Source organism: Pseudomonas sp. AC229, assembly GCF_979254655.1.
The window spans coordinates 190604-206694 of sequence record NZ_CEEDHK010000009.1; the positions used below are offsets into that span (position 1 = coordinate 190604).

General features: G+C 62.8%; 17 protein-coding genes. 10 read left to right on the top strand and 7 right to left on the bottom strand.

Annotated elements, in window-relative coordinates:
• Positions 1-201: 201 nt before the first annotated feature.
• The 4 genes from AC0IW7_RS14485 to AC0IW7_RS14500 all read right to left on the bottom strand — a co-directional run bounded on the left by AC0IW7_RS14485 (position 202) and on the right by AC0IW7_RS14500 (position 3560).
• Complete coding sequence (locus AC0IW7_RS14485; protein WP_471818913.1) at positions 202-522, bottom strand: DUF5629 family protein; 321 nt, start codon at positions 520-522, stop codon at positions 202-204.
• A gap of 77 nt (positions 523-599) precedes the next feature.
• Entirely contained in the window at positions 600-1241 is a 642-nt protein-coding gene (locus AC0IW7_RS14490; protein WP_471818915.1) for an oxidoreductase, read from the bottom strand.
• Between the two features lie 36 nt (positions 1242-1277).
• Complete coding sequence (locus AC0IW7_RS14495) at positions 1278-2999, bottom strand: C13 family peptidase (protein ID WP_471818917.1); 1722 nt, start codon at positions 2997-2999, stop codon at positions 1278-1280.
• Positions 3000-3104: 105 nt separating this feature from the next.
• The gene (locus tag AC0IW7_RS14500; RefSeq protein WP_122450688.1) at positions 3105-3560 is read right to left on the bottom strand and encodes a MaoC family dehydratase; all 456 of its coding nucleotides are present in this window, start codon (positions 3558-3560) and stop codon (positions 3105-3107) included.
• A 222-nt stretch (positions 3561-3782) separates the two neighbouring features.
• Between AC0IW7_RS14500 and AC0IW7_RS14505 the strand changes: the two genes are divergently transcribed.
• Genes AC0IW7_RS14505 through AC0IW7_RS14515 form a run of 3 tightly spaced genes read left to right on the top strand, consistent with a single transcriptional unit; the run spans position 3783 to position 5499 of the window.
• Positions 3783-4151, top strand: coding sequence for a CidA/LrgA family protein (locus AC0IW7_RS14505; RefSeq protein ID WP_122493255.1), 369 nt, complete (start codon positions 3783-3785; stop codon positions 4149-4151).
• Positions 4144-4857 carry an LrgB family protein gene (locus AC0IW7_RS14510; protein WP_471818919.1) on the top strand — a complete coding sequence of 238 codons (714 nt, stop codon included), beginning with the start codon at positions 4144-4146 and terminating at the stop codon, positions 4855-4857. The genes AC0IW7_RS14505 and AC0IW7_RS14510 overlap by 8 nt, the downstream gene beginning before the upstream one ends.
• Before the next feature lie 54 nt (positions 4858-4911).
• Complete coding sequence (locus AC0IW7_RS14515) at positions 4912-5499, top strand: LON peptidase substrate-binding domain-containing protein (protein ID WP_471818921.1); 588 nt, start codon at positions 4912-4914, stop codon at positions 5497-5499.
• A gap of 75 nt (positions 5500-5574) precedes the next feature.
• On the opposite strand, the gene AC0IW7_RS14520 is transcribed toward AC0IW7_RS14515, so the two are convergent.
• Positions 5575-6906, bottom strand: coding sequence for a bifunctional DedA family/phosphatase PAP2 family protein (locus AC0IW7_RS14520; protein WP_471818923.1), 1332 nt, complete (start codon positions 6904-6906; stop codon positions 5575-5577).
• Positions 6903-7640, bottom strand: coding sequence for a DNA-3-methyladenine glycosylase (locus AC0IW7_RS14525; protein ID WP_471818925.1), 738 nt, complete (start codon positions 7638-7640; stop codon positions 6903-6905). The genes AC0IW7_RS14520 and AC0IW7_RS14525 overlap by 4 nt, the downstream gene beginning before the upstream one ends.
• Before the next feature lie 63 nt (positions 7641-7703).
• Here AC0IW7_RS14525 and AC0IW7_RS14530 point away from each other — a divergent pair, with 63 nt between their 5' ends.
• Positions 7704-8543, top strand: coding sequence for a class I SAM-dependent methyltransferase (locus tag AC0IW7_RS14530; protein ID WP_471818927.1), 840 nt, complete (start codon positions 7704-7706; stop codon positions 8541-8543).
• Positions 8544-8677: 134 nt separating this feature from the next.
• Here AC0IW7_RS14530 and AC0IW7_RS14535 read toward each other — a convergent pair whose 3' ends face one another.
• The gene (locus AC0IW7_RS14535) at positions 8678-9907 is read right to left on the bottom strand and encodes an alpha/beta fold hydrolase (protein ID WP_471818929.1); all 1230 of its coding nucleotides are present in this window, start codon (positions 9905-9907) and stop codon (positions 8678-8680) included.
• Positions 9908-10202: 295 nt separating this feature from the next.
• Here AC0IW7_RS14535 and AC0IW7_RS14540 point away from each other — a divergent pair, with 295 nt between their 5' ends.
• From AC0IW7_RS14540 to rodA, 6 genes are read left to right on the top strand one after another with little or no spacing between them, the layout of a single operon-like run.
• The gene (locus AC0IW7_RS14540; protein WP_471818931.1) at positions 10203-11468 is read left to right on the top strand and encodes a glutamate-5-semialdehyde dehydrogenase; all 1266 of its coding nucleotides are present in this window, start codon (positions 10203-10205) and stop codon (positions 11466-11468) included.
• A 17-nt stretch (positions 11469-11485) separates the two neighbouring features.
• Entirely contained in the window at positions 11486-12130 is a 645-nt protein-coding gene (gene nadD / locus AC0IW7_RS14545) for a nicotinate-nucleotide adenylyltransferase (RefSeq protein ID WP_471818986.1), read from the top strand.
• Positions 12131-12165: 35 nt separating this feature from the next.
• Positions 12166-12546 carry a ribosome silencing factor gene (rsfS, locus tag AC0IW7_RS14550; RefSeq protein ID WP_471818988.1) on the top strand — a complete coding sequence of 127 codons (381 nt, stop codon included), beginning with the start codon at positions 12166-12168 and terminating at the stop codon, positions 12544-12546.
• A 9-nt stretch (positions 12547-12555) separates the two neighbouring features.
• A complete protein-coding gene (gene rlmH / locus AC0IW7_RS14555) occupies positions 12556-13023 on the top strand; it encodes a 23S rRNA (pseudouridine(1915)-N(3))-methyltransferase RlmH (protein ID WP_122493246.1) in 468 nt (155 codons plus the stop codon).
• A 9-nt stretch (positions 13024-13032) separates the two neighbouring features.
• On the top strand, positions 13033-14925 hold the full coding sequence (mrdA, locus tag AC0IW7_RS14560; protein ID WP_471818933.1) for a penicillin-binding protein 2: 1893 nt from the start codon (positions 13033-13035) through the stop codon (positions 14923-14925).
• A 60-nt stretch (positions 14926-14985) separates the two neighbouring features.
• Entirely contained in the window at positions 14986-16089 is a 1104-nt protein-coding gene (gene rodA, locus AC0IW7_RS14565) for a rod shape-determining protein RodA (RefSeq protein WP_206000647.1), read from the top strand.
• Positions 16090-16091: the final 2 nt, after the last annotated feature.

The window sequence follows — 16091 nt, forward strand, 5'->3', positions numbered from 1 at the left end:
TTCAAGCAGAAGACGGCATACGCGATGTGCCGCTTCGTCTCGTGGGCTCGGAGATGTGTATAAGAGACAGGGGATAACCGATAAACCTCCGTCGTCCTCGCGAACGCGGGGACCCAGGCTACCGAAGGTGGCGCCTCTGCTGAAGGAGACCTCAATCTGCTGGAGGAGCGGTTGGGGGTATTCCGATTAGCCGCGATGGTTTTACAACTCAGCCACATCATCATCCGGCATGTCATCCGCCGCATCGGCGTTGTCGGCGTTGATGCCGGCCAGTGCTTTGATTTCATGGCTGGCTTTGCCATCGCTGATGGCCCAGCTGTCGCTGGCGACGTTGTGTTGGGCGGCGGCGATCTGCTCCAGGGTGAATTGCCATTTGCGCAATTCGCGGCCGTCCATGCATTCGATACGCAACGCCGGGCCGGGGTGGGCCGGGTCGCTGTGCAGTTCGAATTGCCAGGCGTACAGGCCGTTGATTTCCAGCATGTCGGCGGTTTGCAGTACGGAGAGCAACGTGGTGGTCATGGCCAATCTCGAGCGGTAAAAAAGAGCGGCCATAGTGGCCGCTCGATGTGCGTTAAACAATGTGCAATAGGCAGCGCTCAGCGGCCCAGACGGCGCAATTCGTCCGACTCCACAATGCGCACGCCTTCGCCTTCTTCCAAAGCCAGGCGCCACAGCGCGCGGGCCAGCGTGCAGGCCGGAATGCCACGGTATTTACCCGGCACCCAGCGCATGATCGGCGCCAGCAGGCGTTCGCCAAGGCGCGGTTCCAGGCGGTCGCCGATCAGTAAAGAAGGGCGGGCGATGGTCAGCTGCGGCCAGTTCTGGGCGATCAGCGCTTGCTCCACTTCACCCTTCACGCGGTTGTAGAACACCGACGATTTCGGGTTGGCGCCCATCGCGCTGATCAGCAGGAAGTGCCGCGCACCCAAGTCGCGAGCGCGCTGGCTGACCGCCAGAACCATGTCGTAATCGACGGCGCGAAACGCTTCCTGCGAGCCGGCCTGTTTGATCGTGGTGCCCAGGCAGCAAAAGGCGATGTCCTGTTTGCCATCGAGCGTAGGCAACAAGGTCAGCAGGTCGCCTTGCGGGTTGTCCAGGTGGGTGTGTTCGGCCAGCGCGCGACGGGTTGGGGCGAGCACACGCTGCACCGTGGGCTCGCTGAGCAAACGGTCGAGCAGGTGTTCGCCGGTCAGGCCGGTGGCGCCGGTGAGCAGGATGTTCTGTGGGGTCAAATACATGGTGCTACTCCCTCCTGGAATCCGACAACCTCAAGTCTAGTTGCTGTCGTCGGGGTTGCTCGCTGCGCCTTTGGCCAGGGCCTGTCTGGCCTGACCGGCGCGCAACGTGCGCCACTGGTTGAGCACCCCTTTGGGCGCCCATAGCTGCGGCTCCGACGGCTCGAACTCATCTTCCAGCTCGCGTTTGGCCACGCTGGCCTTGGCTTGCTCGAAGGCCCGTTCCAGGTCGTCGGTGCTGCTCAGGGCTTCGGCGAACAAGGCGCGGCCGAAGTAGGTGAAGTCGGCCTCATCGGAGCAGCCGAATGAGGTTCTGTCACTGCGCGCGGCGGCCATTACCAGGGTGTTGTCATCCCTGATGTGCGGGATGAAGCCACCCGAATAACACGCCGAAACGACGACCACTTTGTAGTGACTCTTTAATGGCACGAGCAGTTCCGCCAGTTCCTGGGCCGGCATATTGGCCAGTTCCAGGCCCGGCTGCACCAGGCTCAGCTGATGGTCGCTGGAGCCGTGGCTAGTAAGGTAGATGAACACCACGTCTTCGGCGCCCGATCGTTCGGCCAGGGTTTTTATCGCGCGGCGCAGGTTTTCGCGCGTGGCCAGCGGGCGGTCGAGCATGTGGTCGCGGTGATTCACCAAGGTGATCTGGCCGTAGGCGCCGAAGCGCTCGCGCAGCAGGTTGCTGACGTAGTCGGCCTCGCGCAGGAACACGCTTTGGTCGCCGTCGCCAGCCAGGGTCAGGGTGTACAGCTCGACGGCCGGGGTGGAGGCGGGAATGGCAGTCAGCGCTTGGTCTAGCAATTTGCCCTGTTGCAACAGGCCGACTTCCAGCGGGTCGGGCAGGGCATTGCCTTGCGCGTCACGGGCCAGCTTGCCGTTCTTCCAGGTGCCGTTCTGCACCGTGCCGTCGGCCAGGGTGAGCGTGCCGGCGCCGTCGTAGTTGCCACGGGCGAAGTGGCCTTGATAGCGGCCACCGTCTGCCAGTTTCAAAACGCCTTCGCCGTGGTAACGCCAGTATTTGAAATCGCCGTCGTAACGGGTGCCGTCGGTGCGCTCCAACTGGCCTTTGCCGGTCAGGCTGCCCTGGCTGAACTGGCCGAGCCAGACGTCACCGTCCGCGCTTTGATAGCGGCCTTTGCCCTCCAGATTCGATTTTTTGAAACTGCCGACATACGTGCTGCCATCTTCGCCTTTGAGCGTGCCTTCGCCATTGATCACGCCCTTTTTGAAGGTGCCGGTGAGCTGGTTGCCGCGCTCATCGGTGGTGGTGCCGAAGCCTTCGGGCTCGCCTTTCTTGAAGCTGCCTTCAAAGCCGCTGCCGTCGGCACGTTGCAGCTTGCCGATGCCGTGGTACTGATCGTTTTTGAATTCGCCCTGATAGCGGTCGCCGTCTTTGATGATCAGCGCGCCGACGCCGTCTTGTTTGCCTGCCTTGAAGGCGCCGGTGTAACTGCTGCCCTCGGTGTACGTCAGCGTGCCTTGCCCGGCGAAGTCGCCATTGGCGAACCCGCCTTTGTAATGAGTGCCGTCCGAGTGGTGCAGTTCGCCTTCGCCATCCATCAGGCCGTCTTTGAACGTGCCTTCATACCAACTGCCGTTGGGGTAATCGATCCGGCCTTTGCCTTGCAGCAAACCCTCGACGACCTCGCCGCGATAACGGCCGCCATCGGGGAGTACGGCGTTGGGCGGGGTCAGCGGTTCGCCTTTGCCGCAGGCGGTTAGCAGCAGGGCCAGGGCGAGGAGGGAGAGGTGGCGCATGGGGGAGAACGTCCATGTTGGATCGGGGTTTGGGCGGAGTATGCCGCGATGCTTCCCCAAAAAAACAGGGCGCCGAAGCGCCCTGTTGTTCCACACCGTCCAGAATCAGACGAAGTACAAGCTCAGCGACTCAGCGATATACGCCGGCTTGGCCTGGCCTTCGATTTCCAGGGTGCATTTGGCTTTGAGCAGCCACTGGCCCGGGTTTTTCTCGGTGATGTCGATCACGCTGGCCGACACACGCACGCGCGAGTTCACTTTCACCGGCTGGATAAAACGCACGCTGTCCAGGCCGTAGTTCACCGCCATTTTCAGCCCTTCGGGGGCCAGGGCGATTTTCTCCATCAGCACCGGAATCAGCGACAGCGACAGGAAGCCATGGGCGATGGTGCTGCCGAACGGCGTCTTGGCGGCTTTTTCCGGGTCGACGTGAATGAATTGATGGTCGCCCGTGCACTCGGCGAATTGGTTGATGCGTTCCTGGTCAATCGTCAGCCACTCGGAGTGGCCAAGTTCTTTGCCGATGTAGGATTTCAGTTCAGCGACGGGTACCAATGGCATATGTCCTCCTTGGGGAGACGGGTTTTGTTTTTGTTGAAACGTCCATGCCCGTAGATCATCACGCGAGGTGAAGACGGTCAACCCTGCATCGCTGCGGCGAATAACAGCCCATACAGCCGGCGCGACGGTCTGGTTGGGGCGTTTTGCTTAGCGTGCTTATAATGCCCGACGCAATTTTTTACCCCGGTGGCAGCGCCCGCCGGGTCTGCATTGGAGAACCTCATGCTGTTACGTGGCCTGACCTGGTTGGTGGTTTTTCAACTGCTTGGCACGGTATTGAACGTGCTGTTTTTGCACATGCTGCCGGGCCCGATCATTGGGCTGGTGCTGCTGCTCGGTTACCTGATCTGGCAGGGCGAGGTGGACGAATCGATCTCCGTGGCCTCGTCGAGCTTGCTGCGGTATTTGCCGCTGTTGCTGGTGCCGGCAGCGGTGGGCGTGATGGTGTATGCCAAGGCGATTGCCGCCGACTTCTGGGCGGTGGGCGGCTCGTTGGTGTTGTCGGTGCTGCTGTCGATGCTGTTCGCCGGCTGGATGATGCAAAAGCTCATCGACCGTCAGCAGCGCAAGCGAGGTGAGCGAGATGTTTGATGTCGCCGGCGCCTGGCAGGCGCTCATTCACCACCCTTTGTTTGGCGTTGGCGTCACCCTGGCCGCGTACCAATTGGCGCTTGCCGCCTACGAGAAAACCCGCTGGTTTTTCCTGCAGCCGGTGCTGGTCTCGATGCTTGCCGTAATCGCCGTGCTGGTGGCCTGTGGCCTGAGCTACGACGAATACAAAGACAGCGCCAAAGCCCTGACCATCTTTCTCGGCCCTGCCACCGTCGCCCTGGCGGTGCCGCTGTTTTTGAACCTGAAACGGATTCGCCAACTGTTCTGGCCGACTTTGCTGACCCTGTTAATCGGCGGCGTGGTGGCCACCGGCATGGGCGTGTTGCTGGCCTGGTGGTTCGGCGCCGACCACATGATGCTGATGAGCATGGCACCCAAATCGGTGACCTCGCCCATTGCCATGTTGGTCGCTGATCAGATTGGCGGCATTGCCGCGCTGGCGGCGGTGTTCGTGCTGATCACCGGCGTGATCGGCGCCATCCTCGGGCCTGAACTGCTGCGCCGCATCGGCGTTCGCCACCCGGCGGCGCAAGGCTTGGCCCTGGGCATGACCGCCCACGCCGTCGGCACCTCGCGCGCCCTGCAAGAAGGCGAAGAATGTGGCGCCTTCGCTGCGCTGGCCATGAGCTTGATGGGTGTCGGCACGGCCGTGGCGCTGCCGCTGGCCGTGGCGCTTTTCAGCTGATCATCCCGGCGCAACCGTTGTCACAGCCCTACGAGTGAATCAGGAGCGAGAAAGATGGTGCCGTTGTTTCCCCTCAATGTGGTGCTGTTCCCCGGCAGCGTGCTCGACCTGCAAATTTTCGAAGCGCGTTATCTGGACATGATCAGCGCCTGCATGAAACGCAACGAAGGCTTCGGCGTGGTGTGCATTCTCGAAGGTCGCGAAGTGGGCGAGGCGGCAGACAGCTTCGCCCAAGCCGGCTGCGAAGCGGTGATTCGCGACTGGAAACAGCAGCCCAACGGCTTGCTCGGCATTCGCGTGGAGGGCGCCCGGCGCTTCCATGTGCAACGCTCGCACGTGCAGCGCGACCAACTGACCACCGCCGAGGTTACCTGGGCCGACGAGGCCTCGGACTTCCCGCTGCTGCCCGAACACGCCGACCTGGCCGCGCTGCTGCAAGCGCTGGCTCAGCACCCGATGGTGTCGGAATTGGGCATGGGCAATGAGGCGACGGGGCAGCAGAGCTTGGGGTATCAACTGGCGTATCTGCTGCCGTTCGATGTCGAGCAAAAGCTGCAACTGCTGGCGATTGATGATCCGCTAGAACGGCTCGATGCCATTCAGGGGATGCTGGACGAGTTGCAGGGCGAGATGACCGCCTAGATCAACAGCATCGCGGCTGAAGCCGCTCCTACAGACTTGCGTTGGACTGTAGGAGCGGCTTTAGCCGCGATTTTTTCACGGCACCATCGGCGCATACCGATACTGCTCCAACGCCTGTGGCAACGCCCAACTGGCATGGGCGGCCAGCACGGCCAGGCACGCCGGCAGCACCAACCACCACACGCGCGGTGCCATGGCCGGCAAGGGCTGACGCCATTGCGAGCACGTCAGGCTTGCGGCGCACGCCGTGGCGGCAAGCAGTGCGCCGGCGATGATGTCGGTTGGCCAATGCACGCCCAGGTACACCCGCGACAAAGCAATCGCCAACGCCGGAATCACGGCCAGCAGCAGCCAGGTCAGGCGCATTCGCACCGGCTGACCACGCCCCGCCAACACCGCCAACGTCAGGAAAAACGCAAACGCTCCCGAGCTATGGCCGCTGGGCATGCTGAAGCTGTGCAGCGGCTCCAGCAGGATTTCCGGGCGGGCGCGGCCAAAGAACAGTTTCAGGAAATGGTTGGCGATGGCGCAGCCCAGCATGGTGCCGGTGGCGAAGAGAAAGCTGCGGTATTGGCGAGCCACCAGCAGCATCAGGCAGAGCATGATGCCGACCGTGAGCTGGGTGCGGAAGTCGCCCAGGCGCGTGATGATGGTGATGATGCTGTCCATCGCCGGTTGCCGCTGTTCTTGCACCAGCGCCATCAGGCCTTGGTCGAGCTGACCCAGGCGCGGGTAGCCGATCAGCATGGCGATCAGCAGCACAAAGCCCATGCCAGCCATCCAGGCGGTGGCACGGTGTTGTTGGCGCAGCGCGCCTTGCAGGCTGATGCCGATAAACACCGCCAACGCGGCGGCCACCACGGCGGCTTGTCCCCAGAAGCCTTCCGGCAATGGCAAACGCATGGCGGCGCCAGTGGCCCAGCCGGGCATCAAGTACGCAATCGACCAGCCGGCCGCGGCAATCAGGCTGACGATAATGAAGCGCGGCAACGGCATGTCGAGCATGCCGGCCACCATCGGCAACATCGGGCGCAGCGGGCCGATATAGCGGCCCACCAAAAGACTCGCCACGCCGTAGCGCTGGAAGTAACTCTCGGCGCTGGCCAGCCATTCGGGGTGGGTGCGCAGGCCCGGCAGGTTGCGGATGTTCTGGTGAAAGCGCCGGCCTAGCGCATAGGAAATGGCATCGCCCAGCAGGCCGCCGGTGTAACCCAGCAGCAGGGTTTCGCCGAGGGTCAGGGCGCCGCTGCCGGCCAGCACAGCAATGGCGAACAGCAGCACCGTGCCGGGCACGATGATGCCGGCAATCGCCAGGCACTCCACGCAGGCCACGACAAAAATGGCGATGCCCAGCCATTGAGGGTTGGCGCTGAGCCAGCCGGTGAGTTGGTTGAGCCACTCCGTCATGGGGCAAGGTCCTGTTGCGAGATCATGTAGTAGAAATCCTGATTTTCCAGTTGCCCACGGCGCAGAGGATTGCGCGTGCAGTGGCGGGCGTAAGCAGCATCGACAAAGCGGTAGAGCAAATGTTCATCGCGGCCGAGGGGAATGCCCAGGCGGGTGGTTTGAATTATCTGCTCGGGGGCGTAGCCGACATCTTCGACAAAAAACCGCTCGGGGTCGAAGCGTTTGCCATCCCAGGCCGGCACTTTAAGGCCGAGGGCGCGGCACAGCAGGGTCTGACCGTTACAGAGTTTTTCCAACGAGCGCGGCTGGCCCTGGCTGTCGGGGTTGTTCTGCTGCATGCGCGCCAGGCATTCCGGGCCGCTGTGGGCGTCGGTATAAGGAAACGCCGATTTAATCAGCACCGCGTTGCCCGGCCCGTGGGCGCTGAAGTTCAGCGAGTCGCCGCCGCGCGCGTAGTACATATAAATGTGTCCGCCATCGAGGAACAGCGCCCGGCGTTTCTCCGTGTAGCCCAAGGAAGCGTGGCTGCCTTTTTCGGCGAAGTAATAGGCCTCGGTTTCGATGATGCGTGCCGCGAGCCACAAGTCGCCGACGCGGTGGCGGATGACTTTGCCCAGCAGCGACTGCGCCAGCAACTGCGCGTCGCGGTCGAAAAAGTGATCGGGCAGGGCGCGGCCTTCTGGCCAGTTGGGTCGCGAAGCGGTGGGCAAACTAAGGGTGGGATCACTCGGCATGGGCTGTCATCACGCAGGGGCAAGGCTTAGGCTCGGGCGATCATAACAATAAGAGCTTTGGCCATGCCCGACCGCAGCCGCGCCGACAGTGCCCACATCAGCCCCAGCGCCCATTACACCGGCTACGTCTGGTACCGCCATCAACTGAGCGACGCCGCCTTTGCCACGCCATTCGGCCGCTGGGTGCACGGCCTGCTGAGTCCGATTGCCTGGGGTGCGCGGGTGGGCTTTGGGTTGGATATCGAGCACCTTTTGTTGCAGCGGCACCTGCTGCTGGACGCTCGGCTCACCGCCGCCATCGAAGAGCGGGGCGTGCGTCAGGTGGTGGAAATTGCCTGCGGGCTGTCGCCGCGCGGTCGGCGCTTTTGCCAGCGTTACCCCGACGTGCGTTATCTGGAAGCCGACCTGCCGGGCATGGCCGTGCGCAAACGCCTGCTGCTGCACAGCGAAGGCTGGCTCAACGGCCGCCATCAGGTGCGCTCGGTCGACATTCTGGCCGAGCAAAGTTTGGAAGCGTTGTTCGCCGGGCTGGATCGATCGGAGCCCGTGGTGGTGATTACCGAGGGACTGGTGAACTACTTCGAGCGGCCAGTGATTGAAGGATTCTGGACGGCCTTGGCGGCGCAATTAAAAAGTTTTCCGCACGGCATCTACCTCACCGACCTATACCCCGACCTTAAAGAGCACCCGCGCTACCGCCAGCTGCGCTGGGGCGTGGGCATTATCGGGCGGCTGACGCGGGGCAATTACCCGCTGCACTACAGCAATGCGGACGAGATTATCGAGGCGTTTGCCCGGTGCGGTTTTCGCCACACCGAGGTGCTGGACCCGGCGCTGCACAGCCAAGGGTTGCCGCCGGTGACGCAGGCGACGTTGGTGCGGGTGATTGAGGCATCGGTGTGAAAATCAACGGCCCCTCTCCCCAACCCTCTCCCGCAGGCGGGCGAGGGGGCTGATCGAGTCGCTCGAAAGGAAACGTCACCCCTCGCCCGCTTGCGGGAGAGGGGCCGGGGGAGAGGGCGGCGTTACGGCGCTCTTTAGGCGCAGGCAACCGTAGGCATCGCCCCTTGCCTCACCCGTTCGGCCAGCGCCGCACTCCCTGCTGCATCGGTGTGCGCAAACACCCAGGCCAATTCCGCGCTGCTGCTTCGCACGGGCAGAATCGCCATGGCGGGCATATCAACCATCTGCAGTTGCCAGCCGCGTTGCGGCATTAGGGTTGGCAAGTCGCGCTGTAAGAGCCCGCCAAAAAATCCGAGTTCGTTCACGTCGACATTCAGTTCACCTATCACCGGATGCAGCAACCGCGCGCGGTTATGCAGCGGCGGATTTCGCGGTTCGTGGCGTTTTTCCAGGTGCGGCCACTGGCTGCGCGGCAGGTGGGTGCTGCCGGGGCTGATCAACGGCAGCGGTTCGCCGCGCAGGAACGGGTTGTACAAACTGGCGCAGGCGTTGCGCTGTTCGAATTGGGCGAGGTGGTCGGCGTTGTGAATCAGCGCGCACTGGGCGTCGGCGCAGGCGCTGGCAAATACGGTGTGTTCCCACGGCTGGGTGAAGTGGTCGTATTCACCGGCGAGCACCAGGGTCGGGCAAATGGGGTGCTGGTGGAAGCCGGCAAAGGCCAGCAGGCGCTGGCTGTTTTGCCGGTAGCGCTCGATTTCAGTCGCCGACAAGCGTTGCAACTGGCGCAGCAGGGCTTTGCGAAACACCGGCGCTACGCCGGTTTCCTGACTGCGAGTGGGGTTGAGCAGGCCGGTCACGGCGCCGTGGGCAAACTCGGCGCAACGCCCCTCGGCCAGCAGCGCCAGGCTTTCTTCCAGTAATACCCGCGCGCCCCGGCGGCCAAAGGCGGTGATACCGGCCAACAGCAGTCGCGCGCAGTGCTGCGGGTGCCGGGCCGCAAACAGCGCGGCCAACGCCGAACCGTAAGACAAACCAATGGGCATCAGTGGCGGCACGTTGAGTTCGCTGGCGAAGGCGGCGATCAGGTCGGCGAGCGCTTCCAGGCTCAGTTCGGGCGCCAGTTGCAGGTTGCCGCCCTGGCTGGGCAGGTCGAGCAAAATGACCGGGTGATCGATCAGCAGTTCGTCCACTTCGCTGGCAAACGAGCGGAAGCATTGGAACGCGCCGCCTAGCAACAGCACCGGGCTGCGCGGGTCGTCGGCGCGGGTGGAATAGGCTTGGTACTGCACGCGCCATTGCCCCAGTTGCACAAACGGGCTGGGCTCTACCAACAGCGCCGGACTGTAGTCGGTGCGATAGCGCATGGCGCGTCTCCCTTCACCTGTCATGGTTGTGTTGCCCGTCCCTGGCGGTGGGCAATTGGCTATGACTGCACGGTAGACATCTGCGCCCCGTTTGTTTACCTAACCTTCGGGCGGAGCGGGGGCGCGGTGTGCGGGCAAGTGTCACCGTCTCGCGGCGAGGCGCGCGCGCTGTGCTTGTCAGTGTTACCGGCGGCTGAGTTGTAACGCCCTGTTTACCACCCGCCAGACGCCGCTGGGCGTGGGCCCGCCGCGCCGCTATAATCAGCCGCTTTCCCGACTGCCAGACCGCCTCGACATGACTGAGTCCGTGCTCGACTACATGACCCGCCTGGGTCGCACTGCCCGTGAGGCCTCCCGTGTGGTGGCCCGCGCTAGCACTGCGCAGAAGAACCGTGCCCTGCACGCCGCCGCCGCTGCCCTGGATGCAGCCCGCGCCGAACTCACCGCTGCCAACGAGCAAGACCTCGCCAACGGCCGCGCCAACAACCTTGAACCCGCCTTGCTGGACCGCCTGGCCCTGACCCCCGCGCGCATCGACGAGATGATCGAAGGCTTGCGTCAGGTGGCCACCTTGCCAGACCCCATCGGCGAAATCCGCGACATGCGTTACCTGCCCTCCGGCATTCAGGTGGGCAAAATGCGCGTGCCGTTGGGTGTGATCGGCATCATTTACGAGTCGCGTCCGAACGTGACCATCGACGCCGCCAGCCTGTGCCTGAAGTCGGGCAACGCCACCATTTTGCGCGGCGGCTCGGAAGCGATTAATTCCAACCGCGCCATCGCCGCCTGCATTCAGCAAGGCCTGGCCGAAGCCGGTTTGCCAGCGGCCGCCGTGCAAGTGGTGGAAACCACTGACCGCGCCGCCGTGGGCGCGCTGATCACCATGCCCGAGTATGTGGATGTGATCGTGCCGCGCGGCGGCAAAAGCCTGATCGAGCGCATCAGCCGCGATGCCAAAGTGCCGGTGATCAAACACCTGGACGGCATCTGCCACGTGTTTATCGATGCCGCGGCCGATATCGACAAAGCCATCCGCATTGCCGACAACGCCAAAACCCAGCGCTACGCGCCGTGCAACACCATGGAAACCTTGCTGGTGCACGCCGCTATTGCTGAGCGCGTGTTGCCGCCGCTGGCCGCTATTTATCGCGACAAAAAGGTTGAGCTGCGCGGTTGCCCGCGCACTCGCGCGCTGCTGGGCAGCGATGTGCTGGAAGCCACTGAAGAAGACTGGCGCACTGAATACACCGCGCCGATCTTGTCGATTCGTATCGTCGACAGCCTCGACGAAGCCATCGAGCACATCAACACCTACGGTTCGCAGCACACCGATTCCATCGTCACTGAGAACTTCACCCACGGCCGGCGCTTTATCACTGAAGTGGATTCCGCCTCGGTGATGATCAACGCCTCGACGCGTTTCGCCGATGGCTTCGAATACGGCCTGGGCGCAGAGATCGGTATCAGCACCGACAAGCTGCACGCCCGTGGTCCGGTTGGCCTGGAAGGGCTGACCAGTGAGAAGTACGTGGTGTTCGGCGACGGTCATATCCGTACTTGAACACTGAACCAACAGCGGTGGGCAAACGCATTGGCGTGCTCGGCGGCACGTTCAACCCGGTGCACGTCGGCCATTTGCGCAGCGCCCTGGAAGTGGCGGAGTTCATGGCGCTGGACGAGCTGCGCCTGATTCCCAACGCCCGTCCGCCGCACCGCGACGCCCCGCAAGTGTCGGCGCCGGACCGCTTGGCCATGGTCGAGCAGGCCGTTGCCGGGGTGCCGTTGCTGACGGTGGACGACCGCGAACTCAAGCGCGATCGGCCCTCTTACAGCATCGAAACGCTGGAGTCGTTGCGCGCGGAACTGGCGGTTGAGGATCAACTGTTTTTACTGCTGGGGTGGGACGCGTTTTGCGGCCTGCCGACCTGGCATCGTTGGGAAGAATTGCTGGACCACTGTCACATCCTGGTGTTGCAACGTCCGGATGCCGACAGCGAAGCGCCGCAAGCGCTGCGTGATGTTCTGGCAGCCCGCAGTGTCAGCGACCCGCTGACCATGAGCGGTCCCGGCGGCCAGATTGCTTTTATCTGGCAGACCCCGCTTGCGGTGTCTGCCACCCAGATCCGGAATCTGCTGGCCAGCGGAAAGTCGGTGCGTTTTCTGGTGCCCGACGCGGTGCTGGCCTACATCAATGCGCACGGACTGTACCGCGCGCAGAACTAGACACGAGAAACGAGTTAACTATGAGCAAGCCCGTAATGCCGAGCGAAGACCTGGTCAAATTGGCCGTCGCCGCCCTTGAAGACATCAAAGCCCAAGACATCACCACCATCGATGTACGCGGCAAAACCAGCATCACCGATTTCATGGTGATCGCCAGCGGTACCTCCAACCGTCACGTGAAGTCCCTGGTGGACAACGTGCTGGAAAAGGTCAAAGAAAAGGGCGTTCGCCCGCTGGGCAGCGAAGGCCTGGACACCGGCGAATGGGCACTGCTCGACCTGGGCGACATCGTCGTTCACGTGATGCTGCCAACCGCTCGCCAGTTCTACGACCTGGAGCGTCTGTGGCAGGGCGCCGAGCAAAGCCGTGCGCAGAACCAGAACAGCGCGGGACAGTTCAACAGCGACGGCGAGTAAGGGCACCCCTTGCGTATACGACTGATCGCTGTCGGTTCGCGCATGCCGCGCTGGGTGGAAGACGGTTGGCAGGAATATGCCAAACGTCTGCCTGCCGAGCTGCCGCTTGAACTGGTGGAAATTCCCCTGAACACCCGTGGCAAGAATGCCGACGTGGCGCGCCTGATCCGTCAGGAAGGCGAGGCCATGCTGGCGAAGGTGCAACCGGGGGAAAAGATCGTCACGCTGGAGGTCACGGGTAAACCGTGGAGCACTGAGCAGTTGGCGGCGGAGCTGGAGCGTTGGCGTCTGGATGCGCGCACCATCAACTTGATGGTCGGCGGCCCGGAGGGTCTGGCGCCCGAAGTGCAGGCTCGCAGCGAACAGCGCTGGTCGTTGTCGCCGCTGACGTTGCCGCATCCGCTGGTGCGCATTCTGCTCGGTGAACAGATTTATCGCGCCTGGACCGTGTTGTCCGGGCACCCTTATCACAAATAAAGCCTCGTAATGCCGCAGCCGATCCGCCTCAAGGACCACGAGAAAGACGCCCGCCAAGTTCGCAATCGCGTGGTGGTGGGGGCGGTCGCCATCTGTTTGTTGATCGTGGTGCTGATTGCGCGCCTGTATTACCTGCAGGTGATTCAGTACGAGTACCACTCGACCCTTTCTGAAAACAACCGCGTGCATGTGCAGCCGGTTCCGCCCACCCGTGGGCTGATTTTCGACCGCAATGGCGTGGTGGTGGCCGACAACCGGCCAAGCTTCAGCCTGAGCATGACCCGCGAGCGTGCCGGCGACTGGCAGCAAGTGCTCGACGTCATCGTCGAAGTGCTGGAGCTGACCCCCGAAGACCGCACCCTGTTTGAGCGGCGTATGCGTCAGGGCCGTCGCCCCTTTGAGCCGGTGCCCATTCTGTTCGAGCTGAGCGAAGAACAGATCGCCCGCATCGCCGTGAATCAATTCCGCCTGCCAGGCGTGGAAGTGGTGGCGCAGTTGGTTCGCCATTACCCGCAAGGCGAACACTTCGCTCACTCCGTGGGGTATGTCGGGCGCATCAACGAGGCCGAGCTGAAAGTGCTCGACCCGGTGAATTACAGCGGCACCCACCATATCGGCAAAACCGGTATCGAGCGCTTCTACGAGGCGCAGTTGCATGGCCAGGTGGGCTACGAAGAAGTCGAAACCAACGCCCGTGGTCGCGTTCTGCGCGTGCTCAAACGCACCGACCCGGTGCCCGGCGCCGACATTGTGCTGAGCATGGACATTCACCTGCAGGAAGCCGCCGAAGCCGCACTGGGCGGGCGCCGTGGTTCCGTTGTGGCGCTGGACCCGAACACCGGCGAAGTGCTGGCGATGGTCAGCCAGCCGAGTTTCGACCCCAACCTGTTTGTCACCGGCATCGGCTTCAAGGCTTACTCCGAGCTGCGCGACTCGCCGGACCGGCCGTTGTTCAACCGCGTGCTGCGCGGGTTGTATCCGCCCGGCTCGACCATCAAGCCCGCCGTGGCGATTGCCGGGCTGGACTCCGGCGTGGTGACACCGAGCACGCGCGTGTACGACCCGGGCTTTTACCAATTGCCCAACTACGACCACAAATACCGCAACTGGAACCGCAGTGGCGACGGCTCGGTGGACTTGCAAGCCGCGATCATGCGGTCCAACGACACCTACTTTTACGACCTCGCGCACAAGCTCGGCATTGACCGCCTGTACACCTACATGAGCCGTTTTGGCATCGGCCAGAAGGTGTCGCTGGACATGTTCGAAGAATCGCCCGGCCTGATGCCCAGCCGCGACTGGAAACGCGGTCGCTATCGCCAAGCCTGGTTCCCGGGCGAAACGCTGATTCTCGGCATCGGCCAGGGCTACATGCAAACCACACCGTTGCAGTTGGCGCAGGTGTCGGCGTTGGTGGCCAACCACGGCAAATGGATTCGTCCGCACCTGGCGAAAACCGTGGACGGCGTGCCGCCAGTCGACCCCAACCCCATGCCCGATATTGTGCTGCGTAACCCCGGCGACTGGGCGCAAGTGAGCGCCGGTATGCAACAGGTGATGCACAACCCGCGCGGCACCGCACACAAAGTCGGCGACACCTCGACCTACCGCATCGCCGGCAAGAGCGGCACCGCGCAGGTGGTGGCGATCAAGCAGGGCGAGAAGTACGACCGCTCCAAGCTCGACGAACGCCACCGCGACCACGCGCTGTTCATCGCCTTCGCGCCGGCCGAATCGCCGAAAATTGCCGTGGCTGTGATGATTGAAAACGGCGAGGGCGGTTCCAGCGTGGCGGCGCCGGTGGCCAAGGCTGTGATGGACGCCTGGCTGCTGGGCGAAAACGGCCAACTGAAACCGCAATACGCACCGCCGGTTACGGCTGAGGCGCCCCGTCATGAATAGCGCTTACTGTGGGGCAGCATGAGTAATAACTTCGACCGGACAATTTCCAACGAAGACGTGATGCGTCGGCGCGCCAGTTTGTTGCAGCGCCTGCACATCGACGGCCAGTTGTTCGTGCTGCTTACCGTGCTCGCGGCCGGCAGCCTGTTCGTGCTGTATTCAGCCAGCGGCAAGAACGTTGACCTGCTGTTGAAGCAAGCCACCTCGTTCGGCCTGGGCGCCGTGGCCATGTGCGTGATCGCTCAGTTCGAACCGCGCTTCCTGGCGCGCTGGGTGCCGCTCGGTTACCTGGCGGGCGTGGGGCTGTTGGTGGTGGTGGACGTCATGGGCCACAACGCCATGGGCGCTACTCGCTGGATCAACATCCCCGGCATCATTCGGTTCCAGCCGGCGGAGTTTATGAAGATCCTCATGCCGGCGACCATCGCCTGGTACATGGCTCGACACAATTTACCGCCACGGCTTAAACACATCGTTATCAGCCTCGCCTTGATCGGCATTCCGTTCGTGTTGGTGATCCGCCAACCCGACCTTGGCACCTCGTTGCTGATTCTCGCCTCGGGCGCGTTTGTACTGTTTATGGCCGGGCTGCAATGGCGCTGGATCCTAGGCGCGGTGGCGGCTGTAGTGCCGGTGGCGATCGCGATGTGGTTCTTCGTGATGCACGACTACCAGAAGCAGCGGGTGCTCACATTCCTCGATCCGGAGAGCGATCCGCTGGGCACTGGCTGGAACATTATTCAATCGAAAGCGGCCATCGGCTCGGGCGGCGTTTTCGGAAAAGGCTGGTTGTTGGGCACCCAATCGCACCTGGATTTTTTGCCCGAAAGCCATACGGACTTTATCATCGCGGTTTTGGGCGAAGAGTTCGGCCTGGTCGGCATCTGCTTGCTGTTGTTGGTTTACGCGCTGCTGATTGCGCGTGGCCTGGTAATTACTGTCCAAGCGCAGACGCTGTTCGGTAAGCTGCTCGCCGGCAGCCTGACGATGACCTTCTTTGTTTATGTGTTCGTCAATATCGGCATGGTCAGTGGCCTGTTGCCGGTGGTTGGGGTGCCGCTTCCTTTCATTAGCTACGGCGGAACTTCGCTGGTGACGCTGATGTCAGGGTTTGGGCTTTTAATGGCTGTCCACACGCACCGTAAGTGGATCGCTCAGGTTTGATT